Here is an 18,121-nt window from a genome sequence, read left to right on the forward strand (position 1 = left end):
AGCGGTGCAATGCGGACTTGCCGGATAGACGTAACTTTGTCGTGCTAGCGGCCGGTTCCGGCGCAGACGCTCATGTTGCCGATGTCGAGATTGAAGCCGCTGACATTGCTCAGGAAATCGTTCGAAATGGCTGCCTTGAATGCAGAAGGAACCGTGTCGAAGCCGTTTCCATGAAAGATCGACGCGAATGCCGCACTGTTGTAGTGAGCATTCAGGTAGTCGTGCAGGGCGGTCGCGACTGCTGGATCCGCGTAGCATTGGCTCAGGACGATCTGGCTCGTTCCAGAAACCGGGTAACCCGAGAGCGGATTGCCGCTGTTCGGCACCCAGTTGGCCTGATTGGACGCAGCGGCCCCCAACCTGGGTGGGGTTGCAGGGCCGAGTGCCGCGGACGCATTCGCGTAGGACGGGGCATAGTAGAGCCCGCTCCCGGTATTCACCAGACTCGCGACGGGCAGTTGATATGCACCGGGCGAACTGACGATCACGCTGCATGGTGCGAGAAACGTATTGGTCCAGCTGGGCCCAAGATACGCGACGGCTGCAGTGCCTGCCGACGCCATCGACGTGAGCACGTTTCGTACAGAGCCACTGTGGGTTGCGCCGACAAAAATCGAGCCGACCGGGAAGCTGCCGGGAAACGAGTTCGTGAAGGTCATCGAGTCGACGAAGGTCACACCCGGAGCGGTATTGGCGTTCGTGCAGACTGTCGCCAGATGGTGCGTCAGCAGTTCGGTCGTGCCGCTTCCGTCGACGCGGTAGACGACCGTGATCGGCACGTTGATCGGATACGTAGAACCTGTTTCCAGATTGACAACCTGATTCCACCTGGTGAGCTTGCCGGAGAAGATGCCGCAAAGGTCGTCGTCGTTCAGCGCGATGCTGTGCGCTTGGCTGTGCGTCGTTTTCGGTGTCGTCGTGCTCGTCACGGTTGGTCCGCTGACGATGGGGATCGTGATCGGCGTGACAACGTAAGGAATCTGAATCAGCGGGCCGTCGGTCGCGCCGCGGCCGATCCGATACACAGTGAGTTGCGCTGTCGTTAATGCCGCGTCGCTGTTTGCGAAGGCCACGGTGCCCGTAATACCGGCTCCGAAGTACGACGGCTGATTGCTCAGGAATGCGTTCTGGCCGGCGGCGGAATCGACGGAGTAATACGTGAACGAACCTTCGGCGGTGCCGAACAGGCCGATCTCGGTCGCCGGGTTGCCGATCCAGCCGATCATCGGTGCGACGTTCGACGACCCGCCTCCCATCACGACAGGAAAGGCCATCGAGGTCGATGCGCACATCTCGGTAATCAGCAGGGCGATGAGCTGGTAAATCTTGCGTTGATGAAATCTCATGGGACTGCTCCAGTCAAAGGTGACGCGGAGGCTGGCCGAGTATTTCCATTCAGCAGGCTTGGGTGTGCTGCTGTACGAGATGTACGGGCACGAAGCGTGATCTGTCTACCTGCCTGCGTGTCGGGTACCGTCGCTCGGTGCGAGCGTGACGATCGTGGTTCGATGCCTTTTGCCGACATCGTGCAAGCCGTCGCGCAATGCGGATCGAAAGGGCATATGAAAACTGCGCCCGCGGTTACCCGGAGGCGCAGTCTGTTCGACGACGGACCTTGTGGTCCGTCAACCGCTTAACGACCGGTGACCGAGCCCGTGCAGACGCCCGTGTTGCCGATGTCGAGGTTGTAGCCGCTTGTGTTGCTCAGGAAGTCGGCCGAAATCGCCGTCTGGAAGTTCGACGACACGGTATCGAAGCCGTTGCCATGAACGATCGACGCAAAGCTGGCGTTCGTGAAGTGAGCGTTCAGGAAGTCGTGCACGGCGGTCTTGACCGACGAATCCGCATAGCACTGGCTCAGGATGATCTGGCTGGTGCCGGAAACCGGATAGCCCGAACCCGGATTGCCGACGTTCGGCACCCAGTTGGCCTGATTGGCGGCGCGAGCTTGGCCGCTCGGCACGGTTGCCGTGCTGAGCGCCGTCGTTGCGTTCGCATACGTCGGTGCGTAGTACACGCCGTTCGTCGCGTTCACGAGGCTAGCAACCGGGATCTGGAATGCGCTGGCCGGCGTCACGACCGTGCTTTGCGGAGCCAGGAACGTGTTCGTGTAGTCCGGGCTCAGGTAAGCGACAGCAGCCGTACCGGCCGACTGATAGCTCACCAGTTGCGAACGGACGCCGCCGCTACCCGAAGCCGGCGTGAAGTTTGCCGGTACGCCGCCCGGGAAAGAAGCCGTGAACGTCAGCGAATCGACGAACGTTACGCCCGTGGCCGTATTGGCGCTCGAGCAGACAGCTGCCAGGTGGCGGGTCAGCAGTTCGGTCGTGCCGCTGCCGTCCGAACGGTAGACGACCTTGATCGGCGAGCTGGTCGTCGTGTACGCAGAACCCGTTTGCGGGTTGATGACCTGGTTCCAGTCGGTCAGCTTGCCCGAGAAGATGCCGCACAGGTCGTTATCGTTCAGCGCGATGCTGTGCGCTTGACCCGGCGTCGTTTGCGGCGTCGTCGTGCTCGTGACGGCCGGGCCGTTGACGACCGGCACCGTGATCGGCGTGACGATGTACGGGATCTGGATCAGCGGGCCGTTGGTCGCGCCGAGGCCGGCCTTGTACGACGTGAGCTGGGCGGTCGACAGCGCCGCATCGCTGTTCGCGAAGTGGACCGTGCCCGTGACCGTCGAGCCGAAATACGTCGGCTGGTTGTTCAGGAACGCGTTCTGGCCGGCACCCGAGCCAACCGAGTAGTACGTGAACGAGCCTTCGGCGGTGCCGAACAGGCCGATTTCGGTCGCGGTGTTGCCGATCGCGCCGATGGTCGGTGCGACGAGCGACGAACCGCCGCCGTGGATGTCCGCGGCCATTGCGGCCGTGGCGCCCAGACCGGAAACAACGAGAGCGAGGACTTGACAGATCTTGCGCTTGCTGGATTTCATGAGAAATTTCCTTGAACGAAGATAAACGGGAACCCCTGCTACTGCGGTTGGAATGCTTATGGACCGCCGGGTAAATGTAGGGGGAAATACGAATGACGCGTGTGAATATTTCATAACGAATGGTGCGTAACATTTTTATTGGTTAAGCCATTGCTTTATTCGGCTTGGTAAGGCGTGAATTGGAGCGCTATTCGGTACAGGTTGAGGCGTCCAGATATTGGGATGCAGCCGGGGCCGTTCGACGGATCGTGCGCAGGAGACCACATCACGCGTGGTGGATGCCGTTGGCTTCGCACGTGAGCAATGCACCGCGCTATCCCAACTTCAAGACGGTTTTGTGGCGGATGTTACGGAACATTTCGCGCGCCGATGAATACCTGTGCCTTTGATATATTACTTTCGTTTTGCCGGTGAGCCAGCAAATGGACGGTTGGATAAAGTCGTGTGTATTTAATATGCGATCGATTGGTTTGGTTGATAAAAATGAAATCGTTTTTAAGTTATAAGAATAACGATGCAAGGTAATAAAACCCGTCCAAAAAGGTAGCCCAACATCCGTCACAAATCTGCGCTGGTTCGCTCCGTAGTCTTCCCCGGCGACTCCGTCCGGCACATGGCGCGCCGTCGCCGAAAAAAGTCGCACGCGTGACAAGAGGGCACTGACATGTCGGCATTCCGCTACGAAGCGATCGATCCCACCGGCCGCACGCTGAAAGGCGTGCTCGAAGCCGACAGCGCGCGCGCCGGGCGCAGCCATCTGCGCACGCAAGGTCTCACGCCGCTGATCGTCGAGCTGGCCGCGCAACGCCTGCACGGTGAACGTCATCAGCGCCTGTCGCTCGGCCGCAAGCTGTCGCAGCGCGAGCAGGCGATCATCACGCGTCAGCTCGCGAGCCTGCTGGTCGCGGGGCTGCCGCTCGACGAGTCGCTGTCGGTGCTGAGCGAGCAGGCCGAACGCGACTACGTGCGCGAGCTGATGGCGTCGATCCGCGCGGAAGTCGTCGGTGGCCATTCGTTCGCGAACGCGCTGAGCCAGCATCCGCGTGATTTCCCGGAGATCTATCGCGCGCTCGTCGCGGCCGGCGAGCACACCGGCAAGCTCGGCATCGTGCTGTCGCGCCTGGCCGACTACATCGAGCAAAGCAACGCGCTGAAACAAAAGATCCTGCTCGCGTTCACGTATCCGGGCATCGTCACGCTGATCGCGTTCGGCATCGTCACGTTCCTGCTGAGCTACGTGGTGCCGCAGGTCGCGAACGTGTTCACCAGCACGAAGCAGCAGCTGCCGACGCTGACGGTCGTGATGCTCGCGCTGTCGGACTTCGTGCGGCACTGGTGGTGGGCGTCGCTCGCGGCGATGGTCGCGATCGTCTATGCGATCCGCAAGGTGCTGTCGCGCGATGCGCCGCGGCTCAGGTTCGACACGTGGGTGCTGACCGCGCCGCTCGCCGGCAAGCTCGTACGCGGCTACAACACGGTGCGCTTCGCCAGCACGCTCGGCATTCTCACGGCGGCCGGCGTGCCGATCCTGCGCGCGCTGCAGGCGGCCGGCGAGACGTTGTCGAACCGTGCGATGCGCGCGAACGTCGACGATGCGATCGTGCGCGTGCGCGAGGGCTCGGCACTGTCACGCGCGCTGGCGCATACGAAGACGTTCCCCCCGGTGCTCGTGCACCTGATCCGTTCGGGCGAGGCGACCGGCGACGTGACGACGATGCTCGATCGCGCGTCCGAAGGCGAATCGCGCGAGCTGGAGCGCCGCACGATGTTTCTGACGAGCCTGCTCGAACCGCTGCTGATTCTCGCGATGGGCGGCGTGGTGCTCGTGATCGTGCTGGCGGTGATGATGCCGATCATCGAGCTGAACAACATGGTGCAGTGATGCGCCGCTCAGCGCACGTACGCGTTGGCCTTCTCCGCGGCGGGCAGAGCGATCTCGCGATGCAGCCCGTTGCGGTCGACGACGATCGAGCGTGCGCGAATCTCGGCCAGCTTCGCGGCTTCGCCGATCGCCGCGCCGAGTGACACGACGCGCGAGGCGTCGCCGCCGACGCTGACGATCGCGGCCGCACGGCGCGCATCGAAGGCGAGCACGCCGAGCAGCTGGATGGCATCGCGGCCGTCGTCGGGTTTTGCACCGAACAGCCGCGCGCCGGCAGCAACGTCGATCGGCGCGGGCGGCGGTGCAAGCGTCGCGACCGGCGCATCGGCAGCGCTCAGCATGCGCACGGCCCACAGCGACACGGTCACGAGTGCGGCCGCGGCAGCGAGCGTCGCGGCGAGTGGAACGAGATCGGCGCGCGACGGCGCGATGCGAAGCAGGTCGAGCGGTTTCATGGCGACAGGTCGGTGCGATGAACAGAAGATGTTTTCCATTCTTTGTTGCGAGGGTGAATGCATGATGACGGGGCCCAACGAAACCCGAACGCGATACGCCCGCCACGCGGGAGGACACACACAACGCGGCTTCACGCTGATCGAGATCATGGTGGTGGTCGCGATCCTCGGGATTCTCGCGGCGCTGATCGTGCCGAAGATCATGAGCCGTCCGGACGAGGCGCGCCGCATCGCCGCGAAGCAGGACATCGGCACGATGATGCAGTCGTTGAACCTATATCGCCTGGACAACGGCCGCTATCCGTCGCAGGAGCAGGGGCTGACCGCGCTGATCCAGAAGCCGGCCACCGATCCGGTGCCGAACAATTGGAAGGACGGTGGCTATCTGGAGCGGTTGCCGAAGGATCCGTGGGGCAATCCGTATCAATACCTGAACCCGGGCGCGCATGGCGCGATCGACGTGTTCAGCTACGGCGCGGACGGCAAACCGGGCGGCGAGGGGAACGATGCGGACATCGGCTCGTGGCAGTGACGGCATGACGCTCGCACGCGTCAGGCAAAGGCGTCCGCTCGCGTCGCGCCGCGCGGCCGGCTTCACGCTGCTGGAGATGCTCGTCGTGCTCGTGATCGTCGGGCTGCTGGTCGCGGTCGTGACGCTCGCGCCGTCGCGCAATCGCCGCACGGATCTGGCCGAGGAAGCGCAGCGCCTCGCGAACCTGCTCGAATCCGCCGGCGACGAAGCGCAGGTGCGCTCGACGCCGATCGCATGGCAGCCGGTCGGTGGCGGCTATCGCTTCGTGCAGCGCACCGAAAGCGGCACGTGGGCGCCGATGACCGACGACCTCTATCGCGCGCGCCGCTGGGGCGCCGAAGTCACGGGTGTGTCGGTGCGTTACACGGGCGGCGGCGAAGCGCCGTCGCGGATCGTGCTCGGCAGCGAAGGCATCGATGTGCCGGTGACGATCACGCTGTGGTCCGGCGACGTGCGCATGGCCGTCGTCGGCACGGGCATCGGCAACTTCGTCGTGCGCCGGCCATGAGCCGCTTGTGGCGCTCGCCATGCGCGTGACGCTCGAAAGTGGTGCGCCGAAGTGATTCGCGCGGCTGCACGGTTCACCTGACTGTCACAGTGCCCGCTCACAATCTGACGTTCGCTTGCGACGGAACTGCTCACGGGGGAGCGCGTTCCGGCATGCAACGTGCAACTCCACTTCCGTCCAGGAATTCATGACTCGTTCACGGGCGCCAACCGGTGTCCTGGCGCTCGTCGCGTGGCTCGCGTTCGTCGTGCTGTGCATGCGCGGCGCGCACGCGCAGGAGACCGGTTCCATCGGCCGTCAGCCGGGCAGCGCGGTGCACTTCGATCTGCCCGCGCAGCCGCTCGCGAAGACCTTGCAGGACTTCGCGCGGCTCACCGAGCTGATCATGCTGGCGCCGGCGCCGCTGCTCGACGGGCGCACGAGTGCGCCGGTCCGGGGCGAATTCACGCCGCGCGACGCGCTCGAGCGGATGCTGGCCGGAACGGGGTTGCGCGCGGAATTCTCGCGTCCGGACGAAGCGATCATCGTCGCGCAGCCGGCCGCCGAGGCGGCGCCCGCGACGGCCGACACGCCGGCGGATGCGTCCATGCCGATCGACGGGATCGGCGATTCCGGCGAGCGGCGCGCGTTCGCGGGCCTGCTGCAGGCGCATCTGATCGATGCGCTGTGCGCGCAGCCGGCGGCCGTGCCGGGCAGCTATCGACTCGTCGCGCAGGTGCGCATCGACAACAGGGGGGCGGTGGTGGCGGTCAACATGGTGGCATCGAGCGGTTCGGCCGCCCGCGACGCGGCGGTGATGCGCGCGCTGCGTGCGGTGAAGCTGGACGACGCGCCGCCTGCGGACCTGCCGCAGCCGGTCACGATCCTGTTGCGGCCGGCCGGCAACGGCGTGCATTTCCGTTGCCCGGCGCCGCAGCCGGCCGTTCGGGGCTAGGCCGCGATGACCGACAGCAACCGCACCGGGCTCAGGAAACTGCTGGCGACGCGCTATGCTTATCTGGTCAGGCGCCTCGAACGGGTGACGGGGTCGAAGGACGGCGCCGCCGACGCGCTGCACGAAACCTGGCTGCGCCTCGAGAACGCGAACGTCTCCACGCAGGTGGCGAATGCGGACGCGTATATCCTCGGGATGGCGAACAATGTCGCGATCGACCAGCATCGCCGCGAACGGCGCCATCTGCACGACGACGACGTCGAGACGCTGCTGGAGATGCCCGACGAACTGGCCGATCCGGAGCGCATCGTCGCGGCGCGCCGCAAGGTCGATACACTGAAGGACGTGCTGCGCGGCCTGCCGCCGCGGCGCCGCGCGATCCTGCTGGCCGCGCGCGTGGACGGCCTGCTGAACCGCGAGATCGCCGAGCAGTTCGGCATTTCGCTGCGGCTGGTCGAAAGCGAGCTGAGCGCGGCGATGAAGTACTGCCTGCAACGCATGCAGGAAGAAGACGGTGATACGTACACGGGTTCGCGAGGCGGCCCGCGCAAATTTTGAGTACCCCGACGATGACGAAAGCCCAGGCCGAACCTGCCCACGACGAACTCGACGAAGCGAGTGCGTGGCTGCTGCGTCTGCGCTCGGGGGACGCGAGCCAGGCCGAGGCCGACGCGTTCGAACGCTGGTGCGCCGACCGTCCGCAGGCCGCCGATCTGCTGCGCGACACCTGGAGCGCGTTGCGCACGGCCGCGACCGAACTCGCGCACGAGGAACGCACGGCCGCTGCCTGGGCAAACGTGGCGAAGCGCGAGCGCACGATGCGCACCGGGCGGCGCGCGTTCATCGGTTTCGCGGTCGCGGCCGGCGCGTCGTGGCTGGCGCTGCGCCCGCCGATGGACTTGTGGCCTTCGCTCGGCGATCTCGCGGCCGATTACCACACCGGCACCGGCGAGCAGCGCAGCGTCACGCTGTCGTCACGCGTGACGGTGGAGCTGAATACACAGACGCGCCTTGACGTACTGGCCGCGAGCGATGCCGCGCACGGCGTCGAAGTCGTCGCCGGCGAGGCGGAGATCGACGCGGCTGCGCCGCCGGCCGACCGCGCGACACCGATCCGGCCCGTCACCGTGGTGGCGGGCGGCGGCCGCATGCAGGCGACCGTCGCGCGCTTCAACGTGCGGCGCACCGGCTCGCAGGTCTGCGTGACCTGCCTCTCCGGTACGGTCGCGCTCGAGCATCCACGCGGCGCGCGTACGCTGAAGGCTGACGATCAGGTCGTGTACGACGATCGCGGCGTGCAGCCCGTGTCGCGGATCGATCCGGGCGCCGTCAGCGCATGGCGGCGCGGCATGCTGGTGTTCAACGGCGTGCCGCTCGCGGAAGTCGTCGACGAGATCAACCGCTACCGGCGCGGCAAGGTCATCCTGCGCAGCGCTTCGCTCGGCGCGAACCGGATGCAGGCGCAGTTCCCGATCGCGCGGCTCGACGACGTGATCGACATGGTCGGCCGTCTGTATGGCGCGCACATCACGCGCCTGCCCGGCAACATCGTGCTGCTGAGCTGACCGGCTTCCCGCGCTTTACTTTCCGTTCTTCCTCCCGCCGGCGATGCGTTCGCGTCGCTTCCGGCTGTCCGCGCATTGCGGTTTACGGCCGTCCGATACGACTTGGTCAATGAGGGCCGGCAAACGCCGGGCCGTCTGTCATGGCGGCCCGGTGTGACGTCGTCGGACCCGAGGCGTGGGTGGCAAGCGCCCCGGCCGTGCAGCGATGCGCGGTGCGGGGGATGTGTGTCGATGGAGCTTCGGGCGGTGGCGTGATCATGAACGAATCGCAACGGGATACGGATCCCGGCGACGCGAATACGCGCGCCGATGCGATCCGCGAGGGCGCGGTGCGCTGGTTGCTGTGGTTGCGCACTGGCGACACGACGGAACAGGAACTCGACGCTTTCGCGCGCTGGCGCGCACAGAGCGACGAGCATGCACGCACGGTCCGCGAGCTGATCTGGATGTGGGCCCTGCTTGAGACGGTCGGCCGCCAGGAGCCCGTCGGGCCGACGCGTACGCATTGAGAGGGCGGCTTTTCGCGCGCGCACCGTCGCGGTGCGCAATCGCGCTCGCGCGGAAAGAAAGTATGCGGGTTATGCGGGCTCGCTTCGACCTTGTATATGAGAGAGCGAGGGGGCTGTGCGGAGGGGCTGTAAAGCGGAGACCGGGAACCGGGGGCCTGAATGGGCTCCCGGATCACCGCTCGCACATGATGGCGGGTGCGTGCGGACTACGCGCCGTCCACGTCAGGAAAGCCCGGATTCACGACTCGGGATTCAGGATGGCGCCCCTGGCTGGAAGCCGGCGCGTGCGCCGTTCCAGGCGGCGTCGAGCGGATCGCCGGCATCGCGCAGCGGCTCGCGCAGAAAGGGAAAGCGTTCGACGAACGGTGCGGATTCTTGCAGGGCCACGATATGGTTGACCATCCATTGCAGCAGATCGCCGCCGTGCCGGACCTGTTCCGGCCGCCAGTCCGGCATCGACGAGAAGAGGGCCGAGAAGCCGCTCCAGCGCGACGGACGGTCGTTGTCGCCAGGCCGGAAATAGGTGTTCATCGCGACGTCGTGCGCGTCGGTCAGCGCGCCGACGAACAGCCCGTGCGGCGTCGGCACGCCGATCTGATGCCAGCCTTCCGCGAGGGCGAGCGAGCGCATCACGCGCGCCGCAACGAACGCGATGCGCGTTTCATGCTCGATTTCCGCCAGCGACATCACGCCGTTGCGCTGCATGCAGCGCGCGACCGCGTGCGGCCGGATCACGTTCGACGCGAAGCTGCGCAGCACGAGGTCGGGCACCGTCAGTTGAAGCTGGAATTCGCGCAGACCATGCTCGGCGCTCATCGTCGAGAAGTTGACGAACAACCCTTCGGCATGACCGAGCGCACCGACGTACGGCTCGAGCCCGAGGCGCGCGAGCTTCGGCGCGATCTGGCGCTCGAGCAGCCGCATCAGGTTGCGGCGGTTACGCACGCCCGTGAAATCGTCGAGACCGCGCGTGACGACGTCGCTGATTTCCCAGCGGCGCTCGTCGGCGACGAGCCGCGGCGAGCCGCTCAGGTCGAACCGGGCGCGGCCATGGGCCACGCGGGGATCTACGTACATGCCGGTGCCTCGTGCATCGATTGCGGGCGGACCGCAGCGGCGGCGCGCCGTCGCGCGGGTCCGGTCGCCCACGATGCTGCGGCGTCGCGGGCAGCCCGTCAAGTGCGAACGTATCGCGACGCACGCGTGCGCATGCCGTTGCGGCGGCGCGTGCGATCAACCAGACAGTGTGGGGTAATCCGATGATGCGCACGATCGTGGAACGCTTTGTCGAGCAGAGCCCTATGACGATCATGGCGCGGCTCGTGCTGCAATGCGCGCTGCACGACGACTGGATCGGCGCCGCTGCGGACGCCGGCGACGAACCCGACGGCGAGTCGATCCGCGAGGCGCTGTTTGCGCTCGCCGTCGACGCGATCGCGTCGATTGCCGCGTGGCAGCGGATGCCGGATGCCGGCGTGGCCGCTACGCCTGGGTTCGGCGCGGCCGTGACGGCACTGCACGATTGCATGAGCCGGTGGCGTGCCGGCTGGGGGCGTGCGCTGGCAAAGGACAGTGTCGAACTGCTGCTGCCGGTCGCGTCGGCGCATAACGCCGACGGCGCGCATGCAGTCGACGGGATGCGGCTGCGTGTGCTGGACGGTACCGGCGAGGCTTGCGCGCCACAGGCCGGCGGATGCGACTGCGGGCGCGCGTGCGACGACCCCGCACGTGATGCGGCGGCGAGCGGTGCGCGAGTCCTGCCGGTCTACGATCCGGAGCTCGGGATGATCGTCGACTTGCTGCCTTGCGAGCGTGGCCGGACGCACGAGCGTGCGTTCGTCGGCGCGCTGCTCGAAACGGTGCGGCCCGGCGAGCTGTGGATCGTCGATGGGCGCTTCGATACGGACGCGCTCCTTTCCGGCTGGCCGCGCCGCGGCGGCGCGTTCGTGCTGCGTGAATACGGCCGCTCGGCCGCGTGCCGGCCGCTTGGCGACTGGCAGGAGGGCGGCGTGTTCGGCGACGGGCGGCTGCGCGAACAATCCGTCGGGATGGCCGGCGAAGGCGGCGTGTCGGGCGCGTTTCGGCGCATCGAATGGCTCCGCGCGGAGGTGCCGGGCGAAGTCGTCACGCTGTTGACCGATCTGCCGGCCGAGCGGTTCGACGCACCGCAGGTCGTGGCGCTGTCTTGCCGGCGCTGGCGCGACGCGCTGCCGCTGGCGCTCGAGCCCGTCACGGGCGGCGCGCCGTTCGGCGCCGTGCCCGCGCGCGCGGCGCTGCTCGCGAGCGGGATCGCCGCGTTTGCATACAACGCGTTCAGCGTGATGACGCGCGTCGTCGGCGGTGCGCTCGATCTCGACGCGCGTGACGTCGACCGCTTGCCGTCGCTGATCGCCGACGGTGTGACGGCGACCTACGCGGGCATGATGATCGCGCTGCCGCCCGACTGGTGGCAGCGTTACGACCAGCTGCCCGCGGCGACGCTCGGCCAGATCGTGCGGATGCTCGCCGTGCACGTCGATCCGCGCAGCGAGCGGCGCAGGCGCCGCGACAACCGGCTGTCCGCGAAATCGCAGGCGCTGCTGCGCGCGGCGACGCTCGACCACCTGCTGCATGACGACGGCGGCGATCCCGCCGCGAACGTGTTCAGCCTGCGCACGATCGCGATGGCGACGCGCGACTTCAGCAGCAACCCGTCGAAGGCGCTGCGGCATGCGGGCGAGGCGCTCGTGATGGTGACCAAGTACAACCGGCCGATCGCGCTGCTCGTGTCGATCGACGACTGGAACCGGCTGCTCGGCGAAGTGCGCGAGACGAGCTTCACGCGGCTGTCGTTCGATGCGGCGGTGACGCCGCAAGGCGTGCGTGCGGTCGGGTTGGGCGAGTTGTCGCGGGTCTAGCGTGCCGCCGGCCCGTCGGCTTCAACTCGTGAGCCGTCGTACCCAGATGACCGACGTCCACGCGAAATTGCCGCTGCCGTAGCGCGCGATCAGCGTGTCGATACGCGTGTTGATCCGCGTCGAGTGCACGCGGCAATGCACGAGGAAATAGCCGCTGTTCACGCCGACGGCCGAGCCGTCCGGCAGCGTCGGGTTGCCGCCCTGCGCCGGCAGCAGGTATTCGGCGATGTCGCCGGTACTGACGAAATAGGCAGTCGCGCGCCGGTCGACGAGCCGCTTGGCCTGACTCGGCGACAGCCTCGGAATCGCGGCGATGAGCACGGGTTCGGCCGCGGTGTTCGCATTGACGACGGTCAGGTCGGGCAGGATCGTCACGAATGGCGCGATCGCTTCGATCACGCGCGCGTCGTAGCCGGGAATGCGCGCGAGATCGTCGACGGACACGAGCTGCAGCGGCCAGCCGTCAGGGCCGTTCGCGTCGCGCAGCGAGCGCAGCATGTAGTCGGCCGTCGATTGCGCGAGCGCGGGATCGAGCGACAGCTGGCCGAGCAGGCGCCGGTACGCCAGCACGCCTTCGCCGCTGGACTGCCACGGCTTGCCGGGCGCCGCGCGCGACACGAGGTTCGTCAGGTTGAAGCGCGCCTGCGCGTCCTCGACGCTGCCCGAGATCCACGCGCGCGACAGCTCGGCGTTGACCGCCAGCGCGTCGGACGGCAGCAGGTCCGAGAGCTGTACGTCGGCGATCGGTGCGGACCACGGCTGGCCGACGAACGTGACGTTCGACGTCGCGCTTTGCGCGCGCAGCGTCGCGCGCGCCCATTCGACCGCGGCGCGCTCGATCCACATCGTCTGCGTGGCGAGCCGCTGGTTCTCGACGTCGCGCGTCGCGACCTGCTGGCGCCATAGCACGCTGGCGGCCAGCGTGGCCGCCAGCGCGACGACGAGCAGCACCGTCACGATCGCGATACCGCGTTCGCGCCGCGCGCGCGCCGTCCTTCCCGTCCCGTATCGATGCATCCGCGTGCCTCCGCAGTGTCTGTCCGCGCGGTGCGCTCACACCTCGAACGCCAGCCACGCATGCGCGATGCTCGCATGCGCAGATGACGTGACGCCGAACAGCGCGGCGAGCCCCGCGACCCAGCACGCGAGCGTCGCGGGACGCATGCCGTCGTTTGCCAGCGGGCCGACCAGGCTGGCGATTGCGTGCGAGCGCCACAGCAGCAGCACGAACAGCGCACAGCCGACGGCCATCGCGATGCCGAACATGTGTGCCGCGACGACCGGGCGCCGCGTGAACGGCATGCGGTGATGCCGCTGGTTCGTCGCGACGATTGCGACCCCGTTTGCGACGGGCACGATTGCCATCGCGAGTCCCCAGAACAGCGGCTGGTCGCTCGCCGGATTGATCAGCAGCAGCGTGCCGATCATCCAGATCGGCGGCGCGAGCAAGGTGAGGACGGACCACGACAGCAGTTGCCACGCGAGCCACGGCCCGCGCCAGCGCAGCGGCGGAATCAGCGCGGCATGAGCGGCGGGCGGAAGCGGCCGGCCCGGCATTCCGGCGGCGCCGGACAATCGCCCGGCGAGCCACCGTACGAGCATCGTGGCGAATGACATGGAGGGTCCTGTCGATGACGTGTTCTGGTCTCAATAGCTAGGACGAAGCGGGCAGCCGCAAGCCGCAGGATTTCGCGCATGCCGGCGGTTTGCCTCGCTGCACATCGCGATTGCGCGGCGCCGCGTAAACGGTCTCGACGATCGCTTGCCGTGTTTCGCGAGCGTTTCGTGAATATCTTCAGCGGAATGTCACAAAAACTTCCCGGTTGAAACCCGAGGATTGTCGGGCTGTTCGTCGGCACGTCGCGCTTTTTGCGCGTCGGTCGGCCAGACGGCGACACGTTTGCCGGCCGTCCGCGCGCAACGGCGGACCGCCGAGCGCCGCACGCCGGCCACGCGACGACACGTACACGAAACGGGGGCCACGCAAGGTCATGCGCCGCTTCTCGCCAGTCTTGCGCGAGGGGCGGCTGCGCGCGCATTGCAGGCCGCGTGCGTCGATCGTTTGCCGGTGCAGGCGGATCGATCGACGTCACGCAAAAAACATTGCGGCAATGCGCGCTTCGTTCCGTCTAGGTAGGTGGGAGCTGCGACTCGGTGCGCGGCAAGCGGCCCCGATGCGCCGTGCCGGCGCGCGGGGGCACGCGGATACGCGCATTTTTTCTCATCAGGCGGCATGAAGCCGACAGGTGCATGACAGTGGAACAGTTCGAGGAAACCAGGGCGACCGGCGATAGCGGCGCGCCGGCGGACGATGCATCGGCACGGCAGGCGGAGGCGTTGTCGCCGGTCATCAACCTGCGCGACACGGGGCGCTTCCTGCAGGTGCTCGAGGCGCTCAAGTGCTCGCTGGCCGTGAGCCGCCGTCCGTCCGGCGTCGCCGTGATCGGTGTTGACGATGGCGTCCCCACGCTGTCCGCGTGCCTGTTGCCGCGCTCGATGGGGATGGCCGTGTCCGGCAACCGGCTCGCGGTCGCGACGATGCACGAGCTGATGGTGTTCGCGAACGTGTCGACGCTTGCGCCGCGCTATCCGGTTCGCCCCGATCATTACGACGCGATGTTCGTGCCGCGCATGTCCTACTACACCGGCGATCTCGACCTGCACGACATGGCGTTCGACAAGCACGTCCTGCTCGCGGTCAACACGCGCTATTCGTGTATCAGCGTGATCGACGGCTATTTCAACTTCACGCCGATCTGGCAGCCGCCGTTCGTGACGGAAACCGCACCGGACGATCGTTGCCACCTGAACGGCATGGCGTTTGCCGAGGGCAAGGTGCGCTTCGTGACCGCGCTCGGCATGAGCAACGAGCCGTTCGGCTGGCGGAGCGGGATGGCCGGCAGCGGCATCGTGATGGAGGTGCCGTCGGGCCGGGTCGTCGCATCGGGGCTGTCGATGCCGCATTCGCCGCGCGTGATCGGCGGGCGGCTGCATGTGCTCGAAGGCGGCCGCGGCCACGTGCTGCAGATCGATCCGCAATCCGGTGCGCGGCGTGTGCTCGCGAAGCTGCCTGGCTTTACGCACGGTCTCGCCGAGTACGGCGGCGTGTTGTTCGTCGGCCTGTCGAAGCTGCGTGACAAACGCGGCCCGCAGGGGTTGCCGATCGAAAGCGAATCGGATGTGCTGGTCGCCGGGGTGGCCGCGCTCGACGCGAACACCGGCGACGTGCTCGGCATCCTTCAGTTCTTCAACGGCGTCGACGAGATCTTCGACGTGCAGGTGCTTCCGAACGTGCGGCGCGCCGAAATCCTGAGCCCGCATCAATGGGCCGAGACACCGTCGATCGTGACGATGCAGGGCGGCTTCTGGCAGACGCGTCCGCGTGAGGACGATGAACCCGCGAATACGGTGGAGAAGGCGTGATGAAGATCGCTGGTTGCGGGTTTCCCGGTGTCGTTTCGTCCTTATCGATAGATGGGGCTCGCTCAGGGTGGGATGCCTCGCCGCGGCGGGCCGGCGGGGTGCTGTGGCTCACGGGGCTGTCGGGCGCGGGCAAGACGACGCTGGCCGACGCAGTGGCCGCGCGACTGGGCGACCAATGGATGCTTCCGGTGGTGCTCGATGGCGACCGGTTGCGGAAGGGGTTGAATCGGGATCTCGGTTTTACGGTGCAGGATCGTTTCGAGAACGTGCGACGCATCGCCGAAGTCGCGGCACTGTTGAGCGAATCCGGCGCGCTTGCGATCGTCGCGGTCATTTCACCGCTTGCGGCGATGCGCGACGAAGCGAAAGCGATCGTGGGGCCGACATTCCGTGAGGTGTATGTGAGCACGGCGCTGGACTGCTGCGAGGCGCGGGATCCGAAGGGGCTGTATGCGAAGGCGCGGCGTGGCGCGCTGCCGGAGTTCACGGGTGTTTCGGCACCGTACGAACCGCCGGTGGCAGCCGACCTCGAGATCGATGCGGGTCGTGCTTCGCTTGCGATGTGCGTCGATACGCTGGTGCAGTTCGCGTGTGCGCAGTTTGGCGGTGCGGTCGATGCGGGGGCGGCGCGGATGCATCACGGATAAGGTCGCTGCGGTGATCGGAACAGCATTGCGCAGGTCATGCTAAGGATGACGAATAAATCGTCATCAAAGTGAAACAGGCATTTGATAGCGGAGCGAACGGCTGGCGCGGGGCGCTTTGCGTCGATCCGGAACAACAAAGGGGAATGGCGCATGCCGCCGAGAGTAGACCGCAAGTCACGCGAACGATGGCGGCTGAACTGCCGATGCCTGGCTGGCGTCGTGCTGGCCGGTGGGCTGGGCGTCGCGCCGGGGATTCATGCGCAGGAAGCCGCGCCGGCCGCGAAGGCGGCACCGGCCGCACCGCAGTCGTTCGACGTGAACGCCTTCGTGGTGCGCGGCAACACGACGTTGCCGACGCTCGAGATCGAGAAGGCCGTGTACCCGTTCGAAGGGCCGGGCCGGACGCTCGCCGACGTGAACGCGGCGCGTGACGCGTTGCAGAAGGCGTACCAGGAGCGCGGCTACCAGTCGGTCGTCGTCGAGCTGCCGCAGCAGCAGGTGAAGAATGGCGTGATCCTGCTGCAGGTGACGGAAGCGAAGGTCGGGCGCCTGCGCGTCGACGGCGCGAAATACAACTCGCCGCAGAACATTCGCGACGCGGTGCCCGCGCTGGCCGAAGGCCAGGTGCCCGATTTCAATCAGGCGCAACAGCAGCTCACCGACCTGAACCGCTCGGCGGACCGGCAGGTGATTCCGATCCTCAAGCCGGGTGCGCTACCGCAGACGGTCGACGTCGACCTGAAGGTCGACGATCACAGCCCGTTGCACGGCACGCTCGAGCTGAACAACGACAACAGCCCCGGCACATCGACGTTGCGCACGAGCGCGAGCCTCAGTTACTCGAATCTGTGGCAACTCGGCCACGTGATTTCGGGCACCTATGTGATCGCGCCGCAGCATCCGAACGACGCGCGCGTCTACGCGTTTTCGTATCTCGCACCGATCAAGGACTCGCGCTGGAGTTTCCTCGCGACGGTCGTGCACTCGGACAGCAACGTCGCGTCGGTCGGCGGCACGAATGTGCTCGGCAAGGGCACGACCTACGGCTTCACCGCGATCTACGCGCTGCCGGCGACGGAAACCTATGCGCATTCGGTCAGCATCGAGATCGACCGCAAGCATTACGACGAGAACGTGAGCCTGGTGGGCCAGACGTCCACGGCGCCGCTGACCTATGTGCCGGTGACGTTCTCGTACAACGGCCAACTCAGCCTGAAGAACTCGCAGACATCGTTCTCCGCGTCGCTGACGACGAACATTCGCGGCCTCGGCAGCGACTGGGGCGCCTGGGACAACAAGCGCTACAACGCGACGCCCGATTTCGTGTACGGCAAGTTCGACGTCAACCACACGCAGCGTTTCGCGAACGACATGCAGGCCAATGCGCACGTCAGCGCACAGATCTCGAACTCGCCGCTCGTGTCGAGCGAGCAGTTCGCCGCGGGCGGGATGAACAGCGTGCGCGGCTACATGCAGGCCGAGGACACGGCCGACAGCGGCGTGATCGCATCGGTCGAATTGCGCAGCCCGTCGCTCGCCAAATGGCTCGGCGGCGCGGTCGGCAGCCGCGTGAACGAATGGCGCTTCCACGCGTTTTTCGACGCGGCGCACCTGTGGCTGCTGAGCCCGCTGCCGGAGCAGACATCGCGCTTCAACCTGATGAGCGTCGGCGTCGGCACGCGGCTGCAGATCATGAAGTACGCGAGCGCGGATTTCGAGGCCGGGTGGCCATTGAAGGCGGGCGTCTATACGCGGCAGTACAGCCCGCGATTCGATTTCTACGTGCGGCTGGGGTTCTGACGAATTTTTTTGATCGTGCCGGGGTGATGCGACG

At 66.7% G+C, this 18,121-nt stretch carries 17 protein-coding genes; 11 read left to right on the plus strand and 6 right to left on the minus strand.

Annotation, left to right across the window (positions count from 1 at the left end; genetic code table 11):
- Nucleotides 1-44: 44 nt before the first annotated feature.
- Nucleotides 45-1,346 carry a substrate-binding domain-containing protein gene (locus WS75_RS30220; RefSeq protein ID WP_059686199.1) on the minus strand — a complete coding sequence of 434 codons (1,302 nt, stop codon included), beginning with the start codon at nucleotides 1,344-1,346 and terminating at the stop codon, nucleotides 45-47.
- Between the two features lie 287 nt (nucleotides 1,347-1,633).
- On the minus strand, nucleotides 1,634-2,935 hold the full coding sequence (locus tag WS75_RS30225; protein WP_059686201.1) for a substrate-binding domain-containing protein: 1,302 nt from the start codon (nucleotides 2,933-2,935) through the stop codon (nucleotides 1,634-1,636).
- A gap of 664 nt (nucleotides 2,936-3,599) precedes the next feature.
- On the opposite strand from WS75_RS30225, the gene gspF reads away from it, so the two are divergent.
- A complete protein-coding gene (gspF, locus tag WS75_RS30230; protein WP_039344047.1) occupies nucleotides 3,600-4,817 on the plus strand; it encodes a type II secretion system inner membrane protein GspF in 1,218 nt (405 codons plus the stop codon).
- 8 nt (nucleotides 4,818-4,825) lie between these two features.
- Here the strand turns inward: gspF and WS75_RS30235 are convergent, their stop codons facing one another.
- Nucleotides 4,826-5,272, minus strand: coding sequence for a general secretion pathway protein GspC (locus WS75_RS30235; protein ID WP_059686203.1), 447 nt, complete (start codon nucleotides 5,270-5,272; stop codon nucleotides 4,826-4,828).
- Nucleotides 5,273-5,336: 64 nt separating this feature from the next.
- Between WS75_RS30235 and gspG the strand changes: the two genes are divergently transcribed.
- The 6 genes from gspG (at nucleotide 5,337) to WS75_RS30265 (ending at nucleotide 9,320) form a co-directional block, all read left to right on the plus strand.
- Entirely contained in the window at nucleotides 5,337-5,804 is a 468-nt protein-coding gene (gene gspG, locus WS75_RS30240) for a type II secretion system major pseudopilin GspG (RefSeq protein ID WP_059686422.1), read from the plus strand.
- A gap of 4 nt (nucleotides 5,805-5,808) precedes the next feature.
- Nucleotides 5,809-6,312 (plus strand): GspH/FimT family pseudopilin, encoded by a 504-nt coding sequence (locus WS75_RS30245; RefSeq protein WP_059686205.1) that lies wholly within the window; start codon nucleotides 5,809-5,811, stop codon nucleotides 6,310-6,312.
- A gap of 187 nt (nucleotides 6,313-6,499) precedes the next feature.
- Complete coding sequence (locus WS75_RS30250) at nucleotides 6,500-7,246, plus strand: secretin and TonB N-terminal domain-containing protein (protein ID WP_059686207.1); 747 nt, start codon at nucleotides 6,500-6,502, stop codon at nucleotides 7,244-7,246.
- A gap of 6 nt (nucleotides 7,247-7,252) precedes the next feature.
- Nucleotides 7,253-7,804: an RNA polymerase sigma factor gene (locus WS75_RS30255; protein ID WP_059686209.1), complete on the plus strand. Its 552-nt coding sequence runs from the start codon at nucleotides 7,253-7,255 to the stop codon at nucleotides 7,802-7,804.
- An 11-nt stretch (nucleotides 7,805-7,815) separates the two neighbouring features.
- The gene (locus tag WS75_RS30260) at nucleotides 7,816-8,811 is read left to right on the plus strand and encodes a FecR family protein (RefSeq protein WP_059686212.1); all 996 of its coding nucleotides are present in this window, start codon (nucleotides 7,816-7,818) and stop codon (nucleotides 8,809-8,811) included.
- Between the two features lie 257 nt (nucleotides 8,812-9,068).
- The gene (locus WS75_RS30265; RefSeq protein ID WP_257129484.1) at nucleotides 9,069-9,320 is read left to right on the plus strand and encodes a FecR/PupR family sigma factor regulator; all 252 of its coding nucleotides are present in this window, start codon (nucleotides 9,069-9,071) and stop codon (nucleotides 9,318-9,320) included.
- A 252-nt stretch (nucleotides 9,321-9,572) separates the two neighbouring features.
- Here WS75_RS30265 and WS75_RS30270 read toward each other — a convergent pair whose 3' ends face one another.
- A complete protein-coding gene (locus tag WS75_RS30270) occupies nucleotides 9,573-10,397 on the minus strand; it encodes a hypothetical protein (RefSeq protein WP_059686215.1) in 825 nt (274 codons plus the stop codon).
- Between the two features lie 182 nt (nucleotides 10,398-10,579).
- Here WS75_RS30270 and WS75_RS30275 point away from each other — a divergent pair, with 182 nt between their 5' ends.
- Entirely contained in the window at nucleotides 10,580-12,217 is a 1,638-nt protein-coding gene (locus WS75_RS30275) for a transposase (protein ID WP_059686217.1), read from the plus strand.
- A gap of 21 nt (nucleotides 12,218-12,238) precedes the next feature.
- Here WS75_RS30275 and gspK read toward each other — a convergent pair whose 3' ends face one another.
- A complete protein-coding gene (gene gspK, locus WS75_RS30280) occupies nucleotides 12,239-13,234 on the minus strand; it encodes a type II secretion system minor pseudopilin GspK (RefSeq protein WP_059686219.1) in 996 nt (331 codons plus the stop codon).
- A gap of 36 nt (nucleotides 13,235-13,270) precedes the next feature.
- Nucleotides 13,271-13,834, minus strand: coding sequence for a hypothetical protein (locus WS75_RS30285; protein ID WP_059686221.1), 564 nt, complete (start codon nucleotides 13,832-13,834; stop codon nucleotides 13,271-13,273).
- 633 nt (nucleotides 13,835-14,467) lie between these two features.
- On the opposite strand from WS75_RS30285, the gene WS75_RS30290 reads away from it, so the two are divergent.
- The 3 genes from WS75_RS30290 to WS75_RS30300 all read left to right on the plus strand — a co-directional run bounded on the left by WS75_RS30290 (nucleotide 14,468) and on the right by WS75_RS30300 (nucleotide 18,087).
- Entirely contained in the window at nucleotides 14,468-15,640 is a 1,173-nt protein-coding gene (locus tag WS75_RS30290) for a TIGR03032 family protein (protein ID WP_059686223.1), read from the plus strand.
- Entirely contained in the window at nucleotides 15,640-16,287 is a 648-nt protein-coding gene (gene cysC / locus WS75_RS30295; RefSeq protein ID WP_059686225.1) for an adenylyl-sulfate kinase, read from the plus strand. The genes WS75_RS30290 and cysC overlap by 1 nt, the downstream gene beginning before the upstream one ends.
- Nucleotides 16,288-16,437: 150 nt before the next feature.
- A complete protein-coding gene (locus WS75_RS30300; protein WP_059686227.1) occupies nucleotides 16,438-18,087 on the plus strand; it encodes a ShlB/FhaC/HecB family hemolysin secretion/activation protein in 1,650 nt (549 codons plus the stop codon).
- The last annotated feature ends 34 nt before the right edge of the window (nucleotides 18,088-18,121 follow it).

It is taken from the genome of Burkholderia sp. FL-7-2-10-S1-D7 (assembly GCF_001524185.1).
GTDB classification, from domain to species: Bacteria; Pseudomonadota; Gammaproteobacteria; order Burkholderiales; family Burkholderiaceae; genus Burkholderia; species Burkholderia diffusa.

Coding starts and splice junctions, on each gene's coding strand:
- gspK (WP_059686219.1), bottom strand. CDS start 13,234: ATGCATCGATACGGGACGGGAAGGACGGCGCGCGCGCGGCGCGAACGC.
- gspF (WP_039344047.1), top strand. CDS start 3,600: ATGTCGGCATTCCGCTACGAAGCGATCGATCCCACCGGCCGCACGCTG.
- WS75_RS30260 (WP_059686212.1), top strand. CDS start 7,816: ATGACGAAAGCCCAGGCCGAACCTGCCCACGACGAACTCGACGAAGCG.
- WS75_RS30275 (WP_059686217.1), top strand. CDS start 10,580: ATGATGCGCACGATCGTGGAACGCTTTGTCGAGCAGAGCCCTATGACG.
- WS75_RS30245 (WP_059686205.1), top strand. CDS start 5,809: ATGACGCTCGCACGCGTCAGGCAAAGGCGTCCGCTCGCGTCGCGCCGC.
- WS75_RS30300 (WP_059686227.1), top strand. CDS start 16,438: ATGCCGCCGAGAGTAGACCGCAAGTCACGCGAACGATGGCGGCTGAAC.
- WS75_RS30250 (WP_059686207.1), top strand. CDS start 6,500: ATGACTCGTTCACGGGCGCCAACCGGTGTCCTGGCGCTCGTCGCGTGG.
- gspG (WP_059686422.1), top strand. CDS start 5,337: ATGACGGGGCCCAACGAAACCCGAACGCGATACGCCCGCCACGCGGGA.
- WS75_RS30255 (WP_059686209.1), top strand. CDS start 7,253: ATGACCGACAGCAACCGCACCGGGCTCAGGAAACTGCTGGCGACGCGC.
- WS75_RS30225 (WP_059686201.1), bottom strand. CDS start 2,935: ATGAAATCCAGCAAGCGCAAGATCTGTCAAGTCCTCGCTCTCGTTGTT.
- WS75_RS30270 (WP_059686215.1), bottom strand. CDS start 10,397: ATGTACGTAGATCCCCGCGTGGCCCATGGCCGCGCCCGGTTCGACCTG.
- WS75_RS30290 (WP_059686223.1), top strand. CDS start 14,468: ATGACAGTGGAACAGTTCGAGGAAACCAGGGCGACCGGCGATAGCGGC.
- cysC (WP_059686225.1), top strand. CDS start 15,640: ATGAAGATCGCTGGTTGCGGGTTTCCCGGTGTCGTTTCGTCCTTATCG.
- WS75_RS30265 (WP_257129484.1), top strand. CDS start 9,069: ATGAACGAATCGCAACGGGATACGGATCCCGGCGACGCGAATACGCGC.
- WS75_RS30285 (WP_059686221.1), bottom strand. CDS start 13,834: ATGTCATTCGCCACGATGCTCGTACGGTGGCTCGCCGGGCGATTGTCC.
- WS75_RS30220 (WP_059686199.1), bottom strand. CDS start 1,346: ATGAGATTTCATCAACGCAAGATTTACCAGCTCATCGCCCTGCTGATT.
- WS75_RS30235 (WP_059686203.1), bottom strand. CDS start 5,272: ATGAAACCGCTCGACCTGCTTCGCATCGCGCCGTCGCGCGCCGATCTC.